The organism is Lysobacter hankyongensis (genome assembly GCF_039543145.1).
Taxonomy (GTDB): Bacteria; Pseudomonadota; Gammaproteobacteria; order Xanthomonadales; family Xanthomonadaceae; genus Lysobacter_I; species Lysobacter_I hankyongensis.
On sequence record NZ_BAABJE010000001.1, the window covers coordinates 780195 to 793676 of the forward strand.

16 protein-coding genes are annotated in these 13482 nt (G+C 68.6%); 7 read left to right on the plus strand and 9 right to left on the minus strand.

Features of this window, described 5'->3' with window-relative positions; genetic code table 11:
• Positions 1-152 precede the first annotated feature (152 nt).
• On the plus strand, positions 153-602 hold the full coding sequence (locus tag ABD974_RS03535) for a DUF192 domain-containing protein (protein ID WP_345301863.1): 450 nt from the start codon (positions 153-155) through the stop codon (positions 600-602).
• A 53-nt stretch (positions 603-655) separates the two neighbouring features.
• A complete protein-coding gene (locus tag ABD974_RS03540; RefSeq protein WP_345301864.1) occupies positions 656-1498 on the plus strand; it encodes a SirB1 family protein in 843 nt (280 codons plus the stop codon).
• A gap of 184 nt (positions 1499-1682) precedes the next feature.
• Here the strand turns inward: ABD974_RS03540 and ABD974_RS03545 are convergent, their stop codons facing one another.
• On the minus strand, positions 1683-1874 hold the full coding sequence (locus tag ABD974_RS03545) for a rubredoxin (protein ID WP_345301865.1): 192 nt from the start codon (positions 1872-1874) through the stop codon (positions 1683-1685).
• A 75-nt stretch (positions 1875-1949) separates the two neighbouring features.
• A complete protein-coding gene (gene rd / locus ABD974_RS03550) occupies positions 1950-2132 on the minus strand; it encodes a rubredoxin (protein ID WP_345301866.1) in 183 nt (60 codons plus the stop codon).
• A gap of 59 nt (positions 2133-2191) precedes the next feature.
• Here rd and thiE point away from each other — a divergent pair, with 59 nt between their 5' ends.
• The 4 genes from thiE to ABD974_RS03570 are packed head-to-tail and all read left to right on the plus strand — an operon-like array spanning position 2192 to position 5524.
• The gene (thiE, locus tag ABD974_RS03555; protein WP_345301967.1) at positions 2192-2848 is read left to right on the plus strand and encodes a thiamine phosphate synthase; all 657 of its coding nucleotides are present in this window, start codon (positions 2192-2194) and stop codon (positions 2846-2848) included.
• A gap of 14 nt (positions 2849-2862) precedes the next feature.
• A complete protein-coding gene (gene hemL / locus ABD974_RS03560) occupies positions 2863-4152 on the plus strand; it encodes a glutamate-1-semialdehyde 2,1-aminomutase (RefSeq protein ID WP_345301867.1) in 1290 nt (429 codons plus the stop codon).
• On the plus strand, positions 4149-5276 hold the full coding sequence (locus ABD974_RS03565; RefSeq protein ID WP_345301868.1) for a trans-sulfuration enzyme family protein: 1128 nt from the start codon (positions 4149-4151) through the stop codon (positions 5274-5276). The genes hemL and ABD974_RS03565 overlap by 4 nt, the downstream gene beginning before the upstream one ends.
• 5 nt (positions 5277-5281) lie before the next feature.
• Entirely contained in the window at positions 5282-5524 is a 243-nt protein-coding gene (locus ABD974_RS03570; RefSeq protein WP_345301869.1) for a hypothetical protein, read from the plus strand.
• On the opposite strand, the gene ABD974_RS03575 is transcribed toward ABD974_RS03570, so the two are convergent.
• The 4 genes from ABD974_RS03575 to ABD974_RS03590 are packed head-to-tail and all read right to left on the minus strand — an operon-like array spanning position 5525 to position 8752.
• Entirely contained in the window at positions 5525-6757 is a 1233-nt protein-coding gene (locus tag ABD974_RS03575) for an acetylornithine transaminase (protein WP_345301968.1), read from the minus strand.
• A gap of 5 nt (positions 6758-6762) precedes the next feature.
• Positions 6763-7182 (minus strand): VOC family protein, encoded by a 420-nt coding sequence (locus ABD974_RS03580; protein ID WP_345301870.1) that lies wholly within the window; start codon positions 7180-7182, stop codon positions 6763-6765.
• A gap of 53 nt (positions 7183-7235) precedes the next feature.
• A complete protein-coding gene (locus ABD974_RS03585; protein WP_345301871.1) occupies positions 7236-8054 on the minus strand; it encodes an SDR family oxidoreductase in 819 nt (272 codons plus the stop codon).
• Between the two features lie 38 nt (positions 8055-8092).
• Positions 8093-8752: a protein kinase family protein gene (locus ABD974_RS03590; RefSeq protein ID WP_345301872.1), complete on the minus strand. Its 660-nt coding sequence runs from the start codon at positions 8750-8752 to the stop codon at positions 8093-8095.
• A 76-nt stretch (positions 8753-8828) separates the two neighbouring features.
• Here ABD974_RS03590 and ABD974_RS03595 point away from each other — a divergent pair, with 76 nt between their 5' ends.
• Positions 8829-10832, plus strand: coding sequence for a bifunctional DedA family/phosphatase PAP2 family protein (locus ABD974_RS03595; RefSeq protein WP_345301873.1), 2004 nt, complete (start codon positions 8829-8831; stop codon positions 10830-10832).
• Positions 10833-10847: 15 nt separating this feature from the next.
• Here the strand turns inward: ABD974_RS03595 and ABD974_RS03600 are convergent, their stop codons facing one another.
• From ABD974_RS03600 to ABD974_RS03610, 3 genes are all read right to left on the minus strand, one after another.
• Positions 10848-11420 carry an LON peptidase substrate-binding domain-containing protein gene (locus ABD974_RS03600; RefSeq protein ID WP_345301874.1) on the minus strand — a complete coding sequence of 191 codons (573 nt, stop codon included), beginning with the start codon at positions 11418-11420 and terminating at the stop codon, positions 10848-10850.
• Between the two features lie 7 nt (positions 11421-11427).
• On the minus strand, positions 11428-12801 hold the full coding sequence (gene mpl, locus ABD974_RS03605; RefSeq protein WP_345301875.1) for a UDP-N-acetylmuramate:L-alanyl-gamma-D-glutamyl-meso-diaminopimelate ligase: 1374 nt from the start codon (positions 12799-12801) through the stop codon (positions 11428-11430).
• Between the two features lie 87 nt (positions 12802-12888).
• Positions 12889-13482, minus strand: a complete 594-nt coding sequence (locus ABD974_RS03610; protein WP_345301876.1) for a hypothetical protein — start codon at positions 13480-13482, stop codon at positions 12889-12891.

Below are 13482 nucleotides of genomic sequence, written 5' to 3' on the forward strand. Positions count from 1 at the left end.
GAATCCTGCGGACACCGTTGCGAGGGCGCGCATTGTGCACGGCAACAAAGCGTTTGGGAAGAGGCGGTCGATGATCGGTACATCTTGACGCCGGACGCGCACTCCGGAATGGTCGCAACAACAATCGCAATTCCAACCGAGGGAGTTCGTCCATGCGTATCTCTGGCGTCGCAGTCCTGTTTTTAAGCATTTTCGCGAGCGGCTGCGGCAACGCGCAGGAACATTGGGTGGAGCTGCAGGGGCAGCGATTCGAGGTTGAAATCGCCGACGACAATGAAGAGCGCGCGCGTGGACTGATGTTCCGCGAGTCGATGGAGGACGATCGCGGCATGCTTTTCATCCACGATCATCAATCGCCGCAGGCGTACTGGATGAAGAACACCAAGATTCCTCTCGACATCCTGTACTTCGACAAGGATCGGAAGCTGGTCGCGCAACAGCGCGACGTGCCCCCGTGTTCGCTCGGCAATCGTTGCCCGCCCTATCCCAGCAATGCGCCCGCTCTGTATGTGCTCGAGCTCAACGCCGGGCAAGCGGCCAAGCTGGGGTTGAAGGATGGGGCGACGCTGACCTTCGGTCCGGACATTCCGCCCGCACGCTGAATCGGCGGCTGGTGGGCCTTGTACCGCGACGGGGCAGACCGCAGTCTTGAACCATGACCACGCTGTTCACCCTCCCCGACTGGTCGGCATTGGCCGGCCTCGACGACGACCAGATTCCGCTGCTCGGCAGCGCGCTGCTCATCGCGCACGACGAGTACCCGGAACTGGACCCGGCCGCCTGCAATGCGATGGTCGAGGCCCATGTCGCCTCGTTGCGCGAGGAAGTCACGACGATCGACAGCGCCCCCCTGAAGATGCAGGCGATCAACCATCGGCTGTTCGACGAGCTGGGCTATGCCGGCAATCACGACGAGTACTACGACCCCCGGAACAGCTACCTGAACGAGGTACTGGCCCGGCGTCTGGGCAATCCGATCTCCCTGGCAGTCGTACAGATGGAAGTGGCGCGCCGGCTTGGGGTGCCGTTGGACGGCATCTCCTTCCCCGGGCATTTCCTGGTCCGGCTGCCGGTGGATGACGGCGTGCTGGTGATGGACCCATTCAATCGCGGGCGCCCGCTGAACGCGGACGAGCTCCGGCAGCGGGCCCGGCCGCATTTCGGCGAAGACGTACCGGACGAGGCCCTGATGCAGATCCTCGACCCCGCCCCGCCGCGAGCGATCCTGGTGCGGATGCTGCGCAACCTGCATGCGCTGTATGCGGAGAATGGCGACTGGGCGCGATCGGTACGCTGCGCCGACCGCATCCTGAGGCTGCTGCCGGACAACGCCGACGCCCTGCGCGACCGGGGACTGGGATATTCGGAGCTGGGCCACTCGATCGGCGCGGCCCGCGATCTGGCCCGGTATCTGCAGACGAATCCGGAAGCGGAAGACGCCGAGGCGATCCGCCATCGGCTGGTGGAACAGGGCGTCCGTCGACAGCCCCTGCACTGAACCGTATTCAGGCCTGACGGGTTGATCCGAGAGAACCGGCTCAATCAACGGAAAAACGTGATGCGGGGAATCCTGCGCAGACTTGGACTCACTCTCGACGAATCAATCGCTTGCGCGCCGATTCCGGCCGAAGCTGCCGGCCGGGATCGTCCTGACGCGCTTGTTCAGCAGTCTGCCGGGCGGCTCAGATCGTTTCCATCTCGAAGTCGCTCTTGGTCACGCCGCAGTCGGGGCAGGTCCAGGTGTCGGGGATGTCTTCCCAGCGGGTGCCCGGTGCGAGGCCCTCATCCGGCAGTCCCTTGGCCTCGTCGTAGATGAAACCGCAGACGACGCACATCCAGGTGCGATAGACAACAGGGCTTGCAACATCGCTCATCGGGGAAAGTCTCGGGTTCGAGGGAAACAACGATTGTCCCATCCCGTGCGCCGCGCCGGAAGCGCGCCGACGGCCTCAGGGCAACGGTTCGAAGTCTGCCTTGGTGGCGCCGCATTGCGGGCAGAACCAGTCGTCCGGCAGCGCGGAAAAGGGCGTACCCGGCGGGATGCCGGCGTCCGGATCGCCCTCGGCCGGGTCGTAGATGTGGTGACAGGTGGTGCAGCGGTAGCGGCGTGAGGCCTCATCGGCGGCGTTCATCGGATAATGTCCTTGTATCCAGAATGCGTATTCTGCCGGTTGTGCGGCAGATCCTCCAGATGACCCCGTCCCCGCTTCCCGTCCCGCCGCTGCGCGGGCTGTACCTGATCACCCCCGACGAGCCTGACACCGAGCGGCTGCTCGATCGCGTGCGCGCCGTGCTGGGCCATGCGGCACTGCTGCAGTACCGCAACAAGACCGCCGACGCCGCGTTGCGGCACCGCCAGATGGCGGCACTGCTGCCGCTATGTCGCGCAGCAGGCGTGCCGCTGATCGCGAACGACTATGCCGACCTGGCGATCGCCATCGGCGCGGACGGCGTGCATCTGGGCGAGGACGATGGCGACCCGGCCGCGGTCCGCGCACGGCTGGGTGCGAACGCGATCATCGGCGTCTCCTGCTACGACGACCTCGCACTGGCGCGGGCGGCCGCGGCGGCGGGTGCGAGCTACATCGCTTTCGGCGCCTTCTTCCCCTCCTCGACCAAGCCGAACGCCCGCCGCGCGTCGCTCGATCTGCTGCGCGATAGCGCAGAACTCCGGCTGCCACGAGTGGCCATCGGCGGCATCACCCCGGACAATGCGCGTGGTCTGGTCGCATCCGGTGCCGACCTGCTGGCCGTGATCAGCGGGGTCTTCGACGCCCCCGACCCTCCGGCTGCCGCGCGCGCCTACCGTGCCGCGTTCGAATCCACCGCCCCCGAATTCCCCACCTGACCGACGAGATCCTGATGAAGACCGAGCGTTCCCACGATCTGTTCACCCGCGCCCAGAACCTGATGCCCGGCGGCGTCAATTCGCCGGTGCGCGCTTTCAAATCGGTGGGCGGCGAACCGTTCTTCGTCGAACGCGCGGACGGTGCGTATCTGTTCGACGCCGACGGCAACCGTTACATCGATTACGTCGGTTCGTGGGGGCCGATGATCGCCGGCCACAATCACCCCAAAGTATTGGAGGCGGTGATCGGCACCGCCCGCAACGGCTTGAGCTTCGGCACTCCGAATCCGCTGGAAGTGACGATGGCCGAGACCATCACGCGGCTGATTCCGAGTTGCGAGATGGTGCGCATGGTCAATTCCGGCACCGAGGCCACGCTGTCGGCGATCCGGCTGGCGCGCGGCGCCACCGGGCGCAATCGGATCGTGAAGTTCGAGGGCTGCTACCACGGCCACGGCGATTCGTTCCTGGTGAAGGCCGGTTCGGGCATGTTGACCCTCGGCGTGCCGACCTCGCCCGGCGTGCCCGCGGGCCTGAGCGAGCTGACCGCAACGCTCAGCTACAACGATTTCGAGGGCGCGACCCGCCTGTTCGACGAGATCGGCGGCGAAGTGGCGGCGGTGATCATCGAACCTGTCGTCGGCAACGCCAACTGCATCCCGCCGCGCGCCGGCTATCTGCAGCATCTGCGCGACCTGTGCACGCAGCACGGCGCGCTGCTGATCTTCGACGAAGTCATGACCGGCTTCCGCGTCGCCCTGGGCGGCGCGCAGGCGGTGTACGGCATCACCCCGGACCTGAGCACCTTCGGCAAGATCATCGGCGGCGGCATGCCGGTGGGCGCGTACGGCGGCCGCGCCGACCTGATGCGCCAGATCGCGCCGAGCGGCCCGATCTACCAGGCCGGCACGCTCAGCGGCAATCCGGTGGCGATGGCCGCCGGTCTGGCGATGCTGGAACTGATCCAGGCGCCGGGTTTCTACGAGACCCTGGACGCGCGCACCGCGACCCTGTGCGCGGGTCTCGAAGCGGCGGCGCAGGACGCCGGCGTGCCTTTCAGCACCAACCGCGTCGGCAGCATGTTCGGCCTGTTCTTCACGGCGGAGAAAGTCGAAACCTACGCCCAGGCCACCGCGGGCGATACCGCTGCATTCAACCGCTTCTTCCACGCGATGCTGGAACACGGCGTGTATCTGGCGCCGTCGGCGTTCGAGGCCGGCTTCCTGTCGATGGCCCACGATGACGCGGTGATCGCAGCGACGATCGAGGCCGCGAAGGGGTCGTTCGCGGAGCTGCGGGCATGAGCGCGCTGCGTCCCGAAACCGTCTCGGTCCATACCGGCAACGAAGCCGACCCCGCCACCGGCGCGGTGGCGCCGCCGATCCATCTGGCCACCACCTTCCGCCATGGTCCAGCGGGCGAGCGCGTCGCAGGTTACGAGTATCAGCGCGAGGGCAATCCAACCAACGATCGCCTGCGCGAGGCGCTGGCCGCGCTGGAAGGCGGCGCGGAGGCGGCGACGTTCGCCTCGGGCATGGCGGCGATGACGACCCTGCTGGAATGCCTGCCGAACGGCGCGCGCGTGCTGATCCCCGACGACTGCTACACCGGCCTGCGCATGCTGTGCGCCGAGTATCTGCCGGAACGCGGCATCGAGGCGGTGATGGTCGACATGGGCGACCTGGACGCAGTGCGCGCGGCCTGCGCGCAGCCGACGGCGATGGTGTGGATCGAAACGCCGTCCAACCCGCGGATGAAGATCAGCGACATCGCCGCGCTGGCGCGGATCGGCCACGCGGCCGGCGCCGTCGTCGTCGCCGACAACACCTTCGCCACCCCGCTGCTGCAGCGCCCGCTGGCGCTGGGCGCGGATGTCGTCATGCACTCGACCACGAAGTATTTCGGCGGCCACAGCGACGTGCTCGGCGGCGCATTGGTGTTCGCCGAACAGGGCGCGCTGAGCGCGAAGGTCGCGCACCGGCTGCACATCACCGGCGCGACCCTGGCGCCGTTCAGCGCCTGGCTGATCCTGCGCGGCTGCCGCTCGCTGGGTGCGCGGATGGCGATGCACTGCGCGAATGCACGCGCGGTCGCCGCCTTCCTCGCCGAACAACCGCAGGTCGAGCGCGTGAACTATCCCGGTCTGGCGTCGCATCCGGGCCACGCCGTCGCCGCGCGGCAGATGCGCGATTTCGGCGGCATGCTCAGCATCGAAGTGCATGGCGGCCGCGAGGCCGCGCTGGCGCTGGCGTCGAAGGTCCGCATCTTCACGCTCGCCACGTCCCTGGGCGGCTGCGAATCGCTGATCGAGCATCGCGCCTCGGTGGAAGGCCCGAACCCGCGCTCACCGCAGAATCTCCTGCGGATGTCGGTAGGCCTGGAGCATGTCGACGATCTGATCGAGGACCTGCGACAGGCGTTGGCCTGACCGGAATGGAGCGCCTCATGACATGGAACTACCGTGTCGTTCGCGGGGATGCGGGTCTTCGCATCCATGACGTGTACTACGACGCAGACGGAAATCCCGTATCGCGACACGAAATGCCGACCTACGTTTACGGCGATACCATCGAGGAACTTCGGTCGCAACTGATGCTGATGCTCGAAGCCCTCGATGAACCCGCCATCGACCAGGAAGCCTTCGATGTGCCGGCGTCGCCGCCCTCCGACAGATAGTCAGGCCTCGACGCCAGCGAAGACCCGCAGCGCCCGGGCCAGCCGCGTCAGGCCTTCGGCGATCTCGTCGTCGGCGATGTTCAGCGCCGGCACGAAACGCAGCACGTCCGGGCCGGCCTGCAGCATCAGCAGGCCTTCGGCCGCGGCGAGATCGAGGATCTCGCCGGCACGCCCTGCATAAACAGGCGCAAGCACCGCGCCGAGCATCAGTCCGCGGCCTCGGACCTCGGCGAACAGCCCCAGCTCGCGATCGATCGCGGCGAGGCCATCGCGCAGCGCGCGACTCTGCGCCTCGACGTTGGCGACGATCTGCGGCGATTGCAGCTTGCGCAGGACCACGCGCGCGACCGCCGCCGCCAGCGCGTTGCCGCCGAAGGTGGTGCCGTGGGCGCCGAACTGCATCGCCTCGGCGACCTTCGGGCCGGCCAGCATCGCGCCGATCGGCATCCCGCCGCCCAGCGCCTTGGCGAGGGTGACGATATCCGGGACGATGCCATCGCCCCAATGCGCGAACAGCGGGCCGGTGCGGCCCATGCCGCACTGGATTTCGTCGAGCACCAGCAAGGCGTCGTGACGGTCGCAGAGCGCGCGCACGCCGGCCAGATACCCGTCGCGCGCCGGCATCACCCCACCCTCGCCCTGCACCGGTTCCAGCATCACCGCGCACACGTCGCCGGCAGCCATCGCCGCGTCGAGCGCATCGAGGTCGTTGAAGTCGACGTGGCGGAACCCGCCGGGCAGCGGCTCGTAGCCGGCCTGATATTTCGGCTGTGCGGTCGCGGTGACCGTGGCCAGGGTGCGGCCGTGGAAACTGCCGTGGCAGGTGACGATGACGCGGCGCTCCGGCGGTCGGCCTTGGGCGCTGGCCCATTTGCGCGCGAGCTTGATCGCGGCCTCGTTGGCCTCGGCGCCGGAGTTGCAGAGGAAGGCGCGCTCGGCGAAACGCGACGCGACGACGAGTTCTTCGGCGAGGCGCACCGGCGGTTCGCTGTAGAACACGTTGCTGGTATGCCAGAGCCTGCCGGCTTGTGCGGTCAGCGCGGCGACCAGATCGGGATCGCAGTGGCCGAGGCCGCAGACCGCGATGCCACCGGCCAGATCGATGTACTCGCGACCGTCGATGTCCCAGAGCCGGCTGCCCTGCCCGCGTTCGAGAATCAGATGGCGCGGCTTGTAGACCGGCAGGTAATAGCGCTGGCCCTTCTCGACCAGCGTCGTGGTGTCGTCATGCATCGCCATCACCAGACGCCGGTGTTCGGCATCGACGCCCACGGCTCCTGCGGCGGCAGGTGGCCGTCCTGCAGCAGCTCCACCGAAATCAGGTCCGGCGAGCGCACGAAGGCCATGTGACCGTCGCGCGGCGGACGGTTGATGGTGTAGCCCATCGCCTGCAGGCGCGCGCAGGTGTCGTAGATGTTCTCCACCCGGAAGGCGAGATGGCCGAAGTTGCGGGCGGAGCCGTAGTCTTCTTCCGAGCCCCAGTTGTAGGTCAGCTCGACCTCGGCGTTCGGGGTTTCGTCGGCGGCGAGGAACACCAGCGTGAACTTGCCGGCCGCGTTCTCCATGCGCCGGGTTTCCTTCAGGCCCAGGCCTTCGCAGAAAAAGCGCAGGGTCGCGTCGAGGTCTCGGACGCGGATCATCGTGTGCAGATATTTCATCGGGGATTCCGGGGGGAGGAAACGATCGGTCGAGGCGCGCTCAGTCGAGTCGCTCAATCGAGGAACAGATCCGGCAGCAGCGGCTGCGACGGGTCGACGGCATAGACCGAGAGATCGGTGACGCCGGCCTCGGCCAGCACCTCGTCGTCGATCAGGAAGCGGCCGTGGAAGCCGGCGGCAGGTCGGGTCAGCACCGCCTGCGCGGCGTCGGCCATGATCTCGGGCCGGCGGCACTGCGCCACATCGACCCCGGGAATCATGTTGATGGCGTCGGTGGCGATGACCGTGCGCGGCCACAGGGCGTTGACCGCGACGCCCTGCGGGCCGAATTCCGCGGCCAGTCCGAGGGTGACGAAGCTCATGCCCATCTTCGCGAGGGTGTAGCCGGTGTGCGGCCCCCACCAGCGCGGCGCCAGGCTCGGCGGCGGCGCAAGCGTGAGGATGTGCGGGTTCGGCGCCTGCAGCAGGTGCGGCAGGCAGGCCTGGGCGCAGAGGAAACTGCCGCGGGCATTGACCTGCTGCATCAGGTCGAAACGCTTCATCGGCGTATCGAGCGTGCCGCGCAGCCAGATCGCGCTGGCGTTGTTGATCAGGATGTCGATGCCGCCGAAGGCGTCGACGGTGGCGGCGACCGCGGCACGGACCTCGTCCTCCTCGCGGATGTCGCATTTCAGCGCGAGCGCGGCTCCGCCCGCGGCTTCCACCGCCGCCGCGGCGCTGTGGATGGTACCGGGCAGCTTGGGATTGGGGACCGCGGATTTCGCGGCGATGGCGACGTTGGCGCCGTCGCGCGCAGCGCGCAGGGCGATGGCCAGGCCGATGCCGCGCGAGGCGCCGGTGATGAAGAGGGTCTTGCCGGCGAGCGTGGTCATGGATGGATTCTCAACTCGGTGGTTGTCATGGTTGGGGGTCATGGTTTGGGCCCCTGGCCTTCATTGTCTTCCCATTTCAGCAGCCGCCGGGTCACGAAACGGTACATGGGCTTGCCGGTACGGAACCACAGGTCGCGCACCCACGAGTGCCGTTTCAGCAGCCGGCGTTCGACCGGGGTGAGCGCCTCGGGGCAGTACGTGCGCTTGTGCTTGAGCAGATGGCGCAGGTCCTCGCGCGCCAGCAGGCGCATCCAGCGCGAACGCGGGCGACCGCAGACCGCGAGCTGGAAATCGATGATCGCCGGGGTGCCGTCGGCGAGCACGAGCCAGTTCGCTTCCTTGGCCAGATCGTTGTGGGCCAGGCCGCGCCGGTGCAGCGACTGCAGACGGCGGCGGGCCAGCCGGAAATAGGCGCGGTCGCCGCGCGGCGGTCGCTGGTACATCGCCGCGCCGTCGAGATAGCTGCGATCGAGCCGGCGACCGTCCCAGCCGAGCAGTTGCGGCACGGCCTCGGCACCCAGCACCTGCCGCAACCCGCGCGCCTCGCGCCGGGCCAGCCACCACGCCGGCAATCGCAGCCACAGCGGCACATGCGCCAGATCGCGACGCACGAACAGCCCGGCGGCACCGCGCATCAGCGCGATCCGGCCGAAGCTGTCGGCCTTGAGGGCCTGCAATTCGATGGCGTCGGGAGACATGACCGGATTGTAAGGCCGCGCCGCCCGCAGCCGGGCCTGCGGGCGGTCGATGGTGGTCGCCTGCCATAATGGCCGGATGACGAGCGCATGGCTTGAGAACATCACCCAATGGATCGGGGCGCATCCCGTCGCCGCCGGCGGCGTGATCTTCCTGATCGCGTTCTGCGATGCGCTGGCGGTCGTGGGCATCGTGATCCCCGCGCTGCCACTGCTGTTCGCGGTCGGCACGCTCATCGGCCTGGGCCACCTCGACGGCCCCTACGCCCTGGCCTGCGCCGCGCTGGGCGCCTTCGCCGGCGACGCCTTCAGTTACTGGCTGGGTCACCGCTGGGGCCCGTCGATGCGCGAGCACTGGCTGTTCCGGCGCTATCCGCAGTTGATCGATCGCGGCGAACGCATGTTCCGCAAGCACGGCAGCAAGGGCATCGTGATCGCCCGCTTCGTCGGCGCGGTGCGGCCGTTCGTGCCCGCGGTGGCCGGCATGCTGCGGATGCCGCTGAAGCGTTACGTCCCGGCCAGCCTGGTCGCCGCGGTGCTGTGGGCCGCCTGTTTCCTCGCCCCCGGCTGGGTCTTCGGCGCCTCCTACGATGCGGTGGCCGCAGTCGCGGACCGCCTGGCGCTGGTGCTGCTGGCGCTGGTCGCGGTGCTGGCGCTGGTCTGGGCCGTGGTGCTCTATACGTATCGCTGGTTCGTCGGCCATGCCGACCGGCTGCTGGCGCGCGCACTGAAATGGACCCGCGCGCACCCGCGTCTGGCCCGCTACGCCGCGCCGCTGATCCAGCAGAACCGCCCGGAATCGGCGGCGCTGGCGATGCTGGCGATGTGCCTCACCGCGATCGGCTGGGGCTGGTTCGCGCTGCTGGCGGTGGTGATGGCCAAGGGCGGGCCGCTGGCGCTGGATCATCAGGTCCATACCGCCATGGCCACCCTGCGCAATCCGCTGGCCGACCGCTTCCTGGCGGCGGTGGCCTCGATCGGCGATCTGCAGGTGCTGTTGCCGGCGCTGGGCCTGACCCTCGGCTGGCTGCTGTGGCGCCGCAGGTTCTCCGCCGCGCTGCACTGGGTCGCGGCGGTGGCGTTCGGGGTCGTGTTCACCGCCTTCCTCGGACTGTCGGTGGACATGCCGCGACCGCCCACCGCGGTCAGCGGCTTCGGGTTTCCGTCGTTCCCGGTGACGATGCTCACCATCGTGTTCGGCTTCTTCGCGGTGCTGATCGCACGCGAGTTGCCCGGGCGCCAGCGCGTCTGGCCGTATCTGGTAGCCGGCGCCGCGGTGGCGCTGCTCGGATTCGCGCGCCTGTATTTCGGTGCGCACTGGTTGAGCGACATCGTCGGCGGCGCGCTGTTCGGCATTCTCTGGCTGCTGGTGCTGGGCATCGCCTACCGCCGGCATATCGGCCGTTCCTTCTGGATGCGCCCGGTGGCCACGGTCTTCTATCTCAGTTTCGCGGTGGCGGTGCTGTGGCATGCGCCGCGCGCCATCGACGGCGTGCTGGCCCAGTTCGTGCCGCCGACACCGACGCGCTCGCTCGCCACGGATGCCTGGTGGCGTGCCGACTGGGCCACGTTGCCCGCGCGCCGCGACGAGCGCGACGAAAGCCGGCGCTGGCCGCTGGATCTGCAGATCGCCGGCCCCCTGGCGCCGATCCGCGCGCGGCTCGAAACGGACGGATGGCAGGTGCAACCGCAGGCGAACTGGGTCGCCACGCTGGGCCTGCTGGATCCCAAGCGCCCGCTGCCGCGGCAACCGGTGCTGCCGGCGACGCTGGACGCGGAGGCCGAAAGTCTGCTGCTGCGACGCCCCGGTGCGCGACCCGGCGAAATCCACGTGCTGCGCATCTGGCGCGCGCCGGTCTTGCTGGACGAAGGCGAACCGCTGTGGGTGGGCAGCACCCAGACGCTGCGCTGGAGCCGCCCGATTCCCGCGTTCGGACTGTGGATGCCGGTCGCCGACGACGGCATGGCGCATGCGCGGGTGCGCAGTGCGCTGGCCGGGTTCGACAGCGCCGAAGGCACGCATCCGCAGGGCGAACTGCAGGTGTTGCGCCTGCGCACCGGCAGGACGAAGACCGCGAACTGAACCGTCGCCGGCGGCTCAGGCAATCAGCGCGAGCAACCGGTCCAGACGCGCGTGCGGGTCGTCTTCCTCCAGCAGCGCCTGCTGCTGCGCATGCGTGACCGACAGTAGTTCCGCCAGCCGCCAGCCCACCCACGCGGCTTCGTCGAAACGCGCCGGCGGCGCATCCGCATGTTCGCCGCCGACCTGATCGATCGCCTGCCGCAACAGGCTGCCGAGCAGGCCATGCTGCGGACGCAGCTCGTCGTCGGGGTCGGGATCGAGCCAATCCACCTGGCCCACCAGCAGCCCGTTGTCGCGCACGTGGGTCTCGCGCACCCGGAAACGGCGCGTGCCGCGCACCAGCAGGGTGAGCAGGCCGTCATCGCTCTTGCCGAAATCCTCGATCCGCGCCTCGGTACCGACCATCGCGGGCGTCGCCGGCTGTCCCGCTTCGCCGCCGTCCAGGATCAGGCACACGCCGAAACCGGTGCCGCTGCGACCGCAGTCGCGGACCAGATCGAGGTAGCGGGTTTCGAAAATGCGCAGGCCCAGCGAACCGCCCGGCACCAGCACGGTTCGCAGCGGAAACAGCGGCAGCGAATCGGCCATGCGCGGATCAGCCCAGTGCGGCCAGGAAGCGCCGCGGCGCGCCGTCGAAACCGCCATTGGACATGAACACGACGTGGTCGCCATCGCGTGCGAGTCCGCGCAACGCTTCGATCAGCGCGTCGGCATCGGGCACGGTGCGCGCGTCGCCGCGGATGGCGGCGACGACCTTCGCCGCGTCCCAGGTCAATTCGGGGCGATGCAGGAACACCACCGCGTCGGCGATGTCGAGCGACGGCGCCAACGCATCGGCATGCGCACCGAGCCGCATCGAATTGCTGCGCGGTTCCATCGCGACCACGATGCGCGCCGCGCCGACCTTCGCGCGCAGGCCTTCCAGCGTGGTGCGGATCGCGGTCGGGTGATGCGCGAAATCGTCGTAGACGGTCACGCCCCGCGCCTCGCCCAGCACTTCCAGCCGACGCTTCACGCTGCGGAATTCGGCCAGCGCCGGGATGACCGTCGACGGCTCGACGCCCACCGCGTTGCATGCGGCCAGCGCCGCGAGGCCGTTGAGGACGTTGTGCAGGCCGAGCATCGGCCAGCGCACCTCGCCCACCGCTTCGCCGTTGCGATACACCGCGAACGCGCTGCCGTCGGCCACGATCAACCGCGCGCCCCAGTGGAATGCATCGTCGGCCATGCCCTCGCGCAGCAGGCCGAAGCGTTCGATCGGCGTCCAGCAACCCATCGCCAGCACTTCGTCCAGACGCGCATCGTCGCCGTTGACGATCAGGCGCCCGCGCCCGGGCACGGTGCGCACCAGATGGTGGAACTGGCGCTGGATCGCGGCGACGTCCGGAAAGATGTCGGCGTGGTCGTATTCCAGATTGTTGAGGATCGCCACCAGCGGCCGGTAGTGCACGAACTTGCTGCGCTTGTCGAAGAACGCGGTGTCGTATTCGTCGGCCTCGACCACGAACTCACGGCCGCCGCCGAGGCGCGCGGAGACGCCGAAATCCTCGGCGACCCCGCCGATCAGGAAGCCGGGATCGCGGCCGGCGCGGTCCAGCAGGAAACTCAGGATGGTCGTGGTCGTGGTCTTGCCGTGGGTGCCCGCCACCGCCAGCGTGTCGCGGCCCGGCAGCACGTGTTCGCGCAGCCACGCGGCGCCCGAGGTGTAGTGCAGGCCGCGATCCAGCACGTCTTCGACCGCCGGATTGCCGCGCGACAGCGCATTCCCGATCACGATCTCGTCGCAGTCGGCGGAAATGTTCTCGGGCCGATAGCCCTGTCGCAGCGCGATGCCGAGCTGTTCCAACTGCGTGGACATCGGCGGGTACACCGACTGGTCGCTGCCTTCGACCACGTTGCCGCGCTCGCGCGCCAACGCGGCGACGCCGCCCATGAAGGTGCCGCAGATGCCGAGGATGTGGAGTTTCAAGGTCTAGCGTCTCGATGGAAGGTGACTTTCCGGCGCATCCTACCGCATGGATCGAAATCGGCGGGAGGCGAAACCGGGCGGCGAGGATCAGTAGATGTCACGCGGCCCGAAACGCCAGCCCGTCAGCGACAGCAGCGCTTCCCCGATCTCGCGGACGGGACCTTCTCGCGGAGACCATTCTTCATGGAGGCGATAGCGATCGGCATCGCGGGCTTCCACGACCCACTCCGCACCGTCCAGGCCATCCAGCCTCGCACGCGAGGGCGTTTCGAACAGGTTCGCTCGAGCGAGCGCGAGCTCAAGTCTCCGGCCTTCGTCGCGAGTCAGCATGCGCGCCACGCGCCGGGTGTCGAAGCGCTTGCCATCCGACGACACCCGTTCCACGGCGACGAGATGCCATGTGTCGCCACGGCGATCGACGCGCACGATGAGCGGCCCATGGAACGAACGGACCCAGAGGAAGCGATAGACCGGCGCCCGCGTGGCACAGGAAAGCGATGGTTCCCCGAAGCCCGACAGGTATGAGGCGTATCGATGACCCGATTCGTGCTGCGCGCGGGAATTCGATTCCGGGAAGTACTCGAGCGAGGCCCCGGCCTCGCGGCACGCATCGTGGGCAGGCCCGCGTGCGCGGATCGTTGGCAGAAAGAGCAGGGCGCAGCATGCGACCAGCAGGACCAC

Excerpts from the sequence above, each read along its gene's own strand:
- ABD974_RS03580 (WP_345301870.1), bottom strand. The coding sequence starts at position 7,182 with ATGAAATATCTGCACACGATGATCCGCGTCCGAGACCTCGACGCGACC.
- thiE (WP_345301967.1), top strand. The coding sequence starts at position 2,192 with ATGACCCCGTCCCCGCTTCCCGTCCCGCCGCTGCGCGGGCTGTACCTG.
- ABD974_RS03575 (WP_345301968.1), bottom strand. The coding sequence starts at position 6,757 with ATGCATGACGACACCACGACGCTGGTCGAGAAGGGCCAGCGCTATTAC.
- ABD974_RS03545 (WP_345301865.1), bottom strand. The coding sequence starts at position 1,874 with ATGAGCGATGTTGCAAGCCCTGTTGTCTATCGCACCTGGATGTGCGTC.
- ABD974_RS03595 (WP_345301873.1), top strand. The coding sequence starts at position 8,829 with ATGACGAGCGCATGGCTTGAGAACATCACCCAATGGATCGGGGCGCAT.
- ABD974_RS03565 (WP_345301868.1), top strand. The coding sequence starts at position 4,149 with ATGAGCGCGCTGCGTCCCGAAACCGTCTCGGTCCATACCGGCAACGAA.
- rd (WP_345301866.1), bottom strand. The coding sequence starts at position 2,132 with ATGAACGCCGCCGATGAGGCCTCACGCCGCTACCGCTGCACCACCTGT.
- ABD974_RS03590 (WP_345301872.1), bottom strand. The coding sequence starts at position 8,752 with ATGTCTCCCGACGCCATCGAATTGCAGGCCCTCAAGGCCGACAGCTTC.
- ABD974_RS03585 (WP_345301871.1), bottom strand. The coding sequence starts at position 8,054 with ATGACCACGCTCGCCGGCAAGACCCTCTTCATCACCGGCGCCTCGCGC.
- ABD974_RS03600 (WP_345301874.1), bottom strand. The coding sequence starts at position 11,420 with ATGGCCGATTCGCTGCCGCTGTTTCCGCTGCGAACCGTGCTGGTGCCG.
- ABD974_RS03570 (WP_345301869.1), top strand. The coding sequence starts at position 5,282 with ATGGAGCGCCTCATGACATGGAACTACCGTGTCGTTCGCGGGGATGCG.
- ABD974_RS03535 (WP_345301863.1), top strand. The coding sequence starts at position 153 with ATGCGTATCTCTGGCGTCGCAGTCCTGTTTTTAAGCATTTTCGCGAGC.
- hemL (WP_345301867.1), top strand. The coding sequence starts at position 2,863 with ATGAAGACCGAGCGTTCCCACGATCTGTTCACCCGCGCCCAGAACCTG.
- ABD974_RS03540 (WP_345301864.1), top strand. The coding sequence starts at position 656 with ATGACCACGCTGTTCACCCTCCCCGACTGGTCGGCATTGGCCGGCCTC.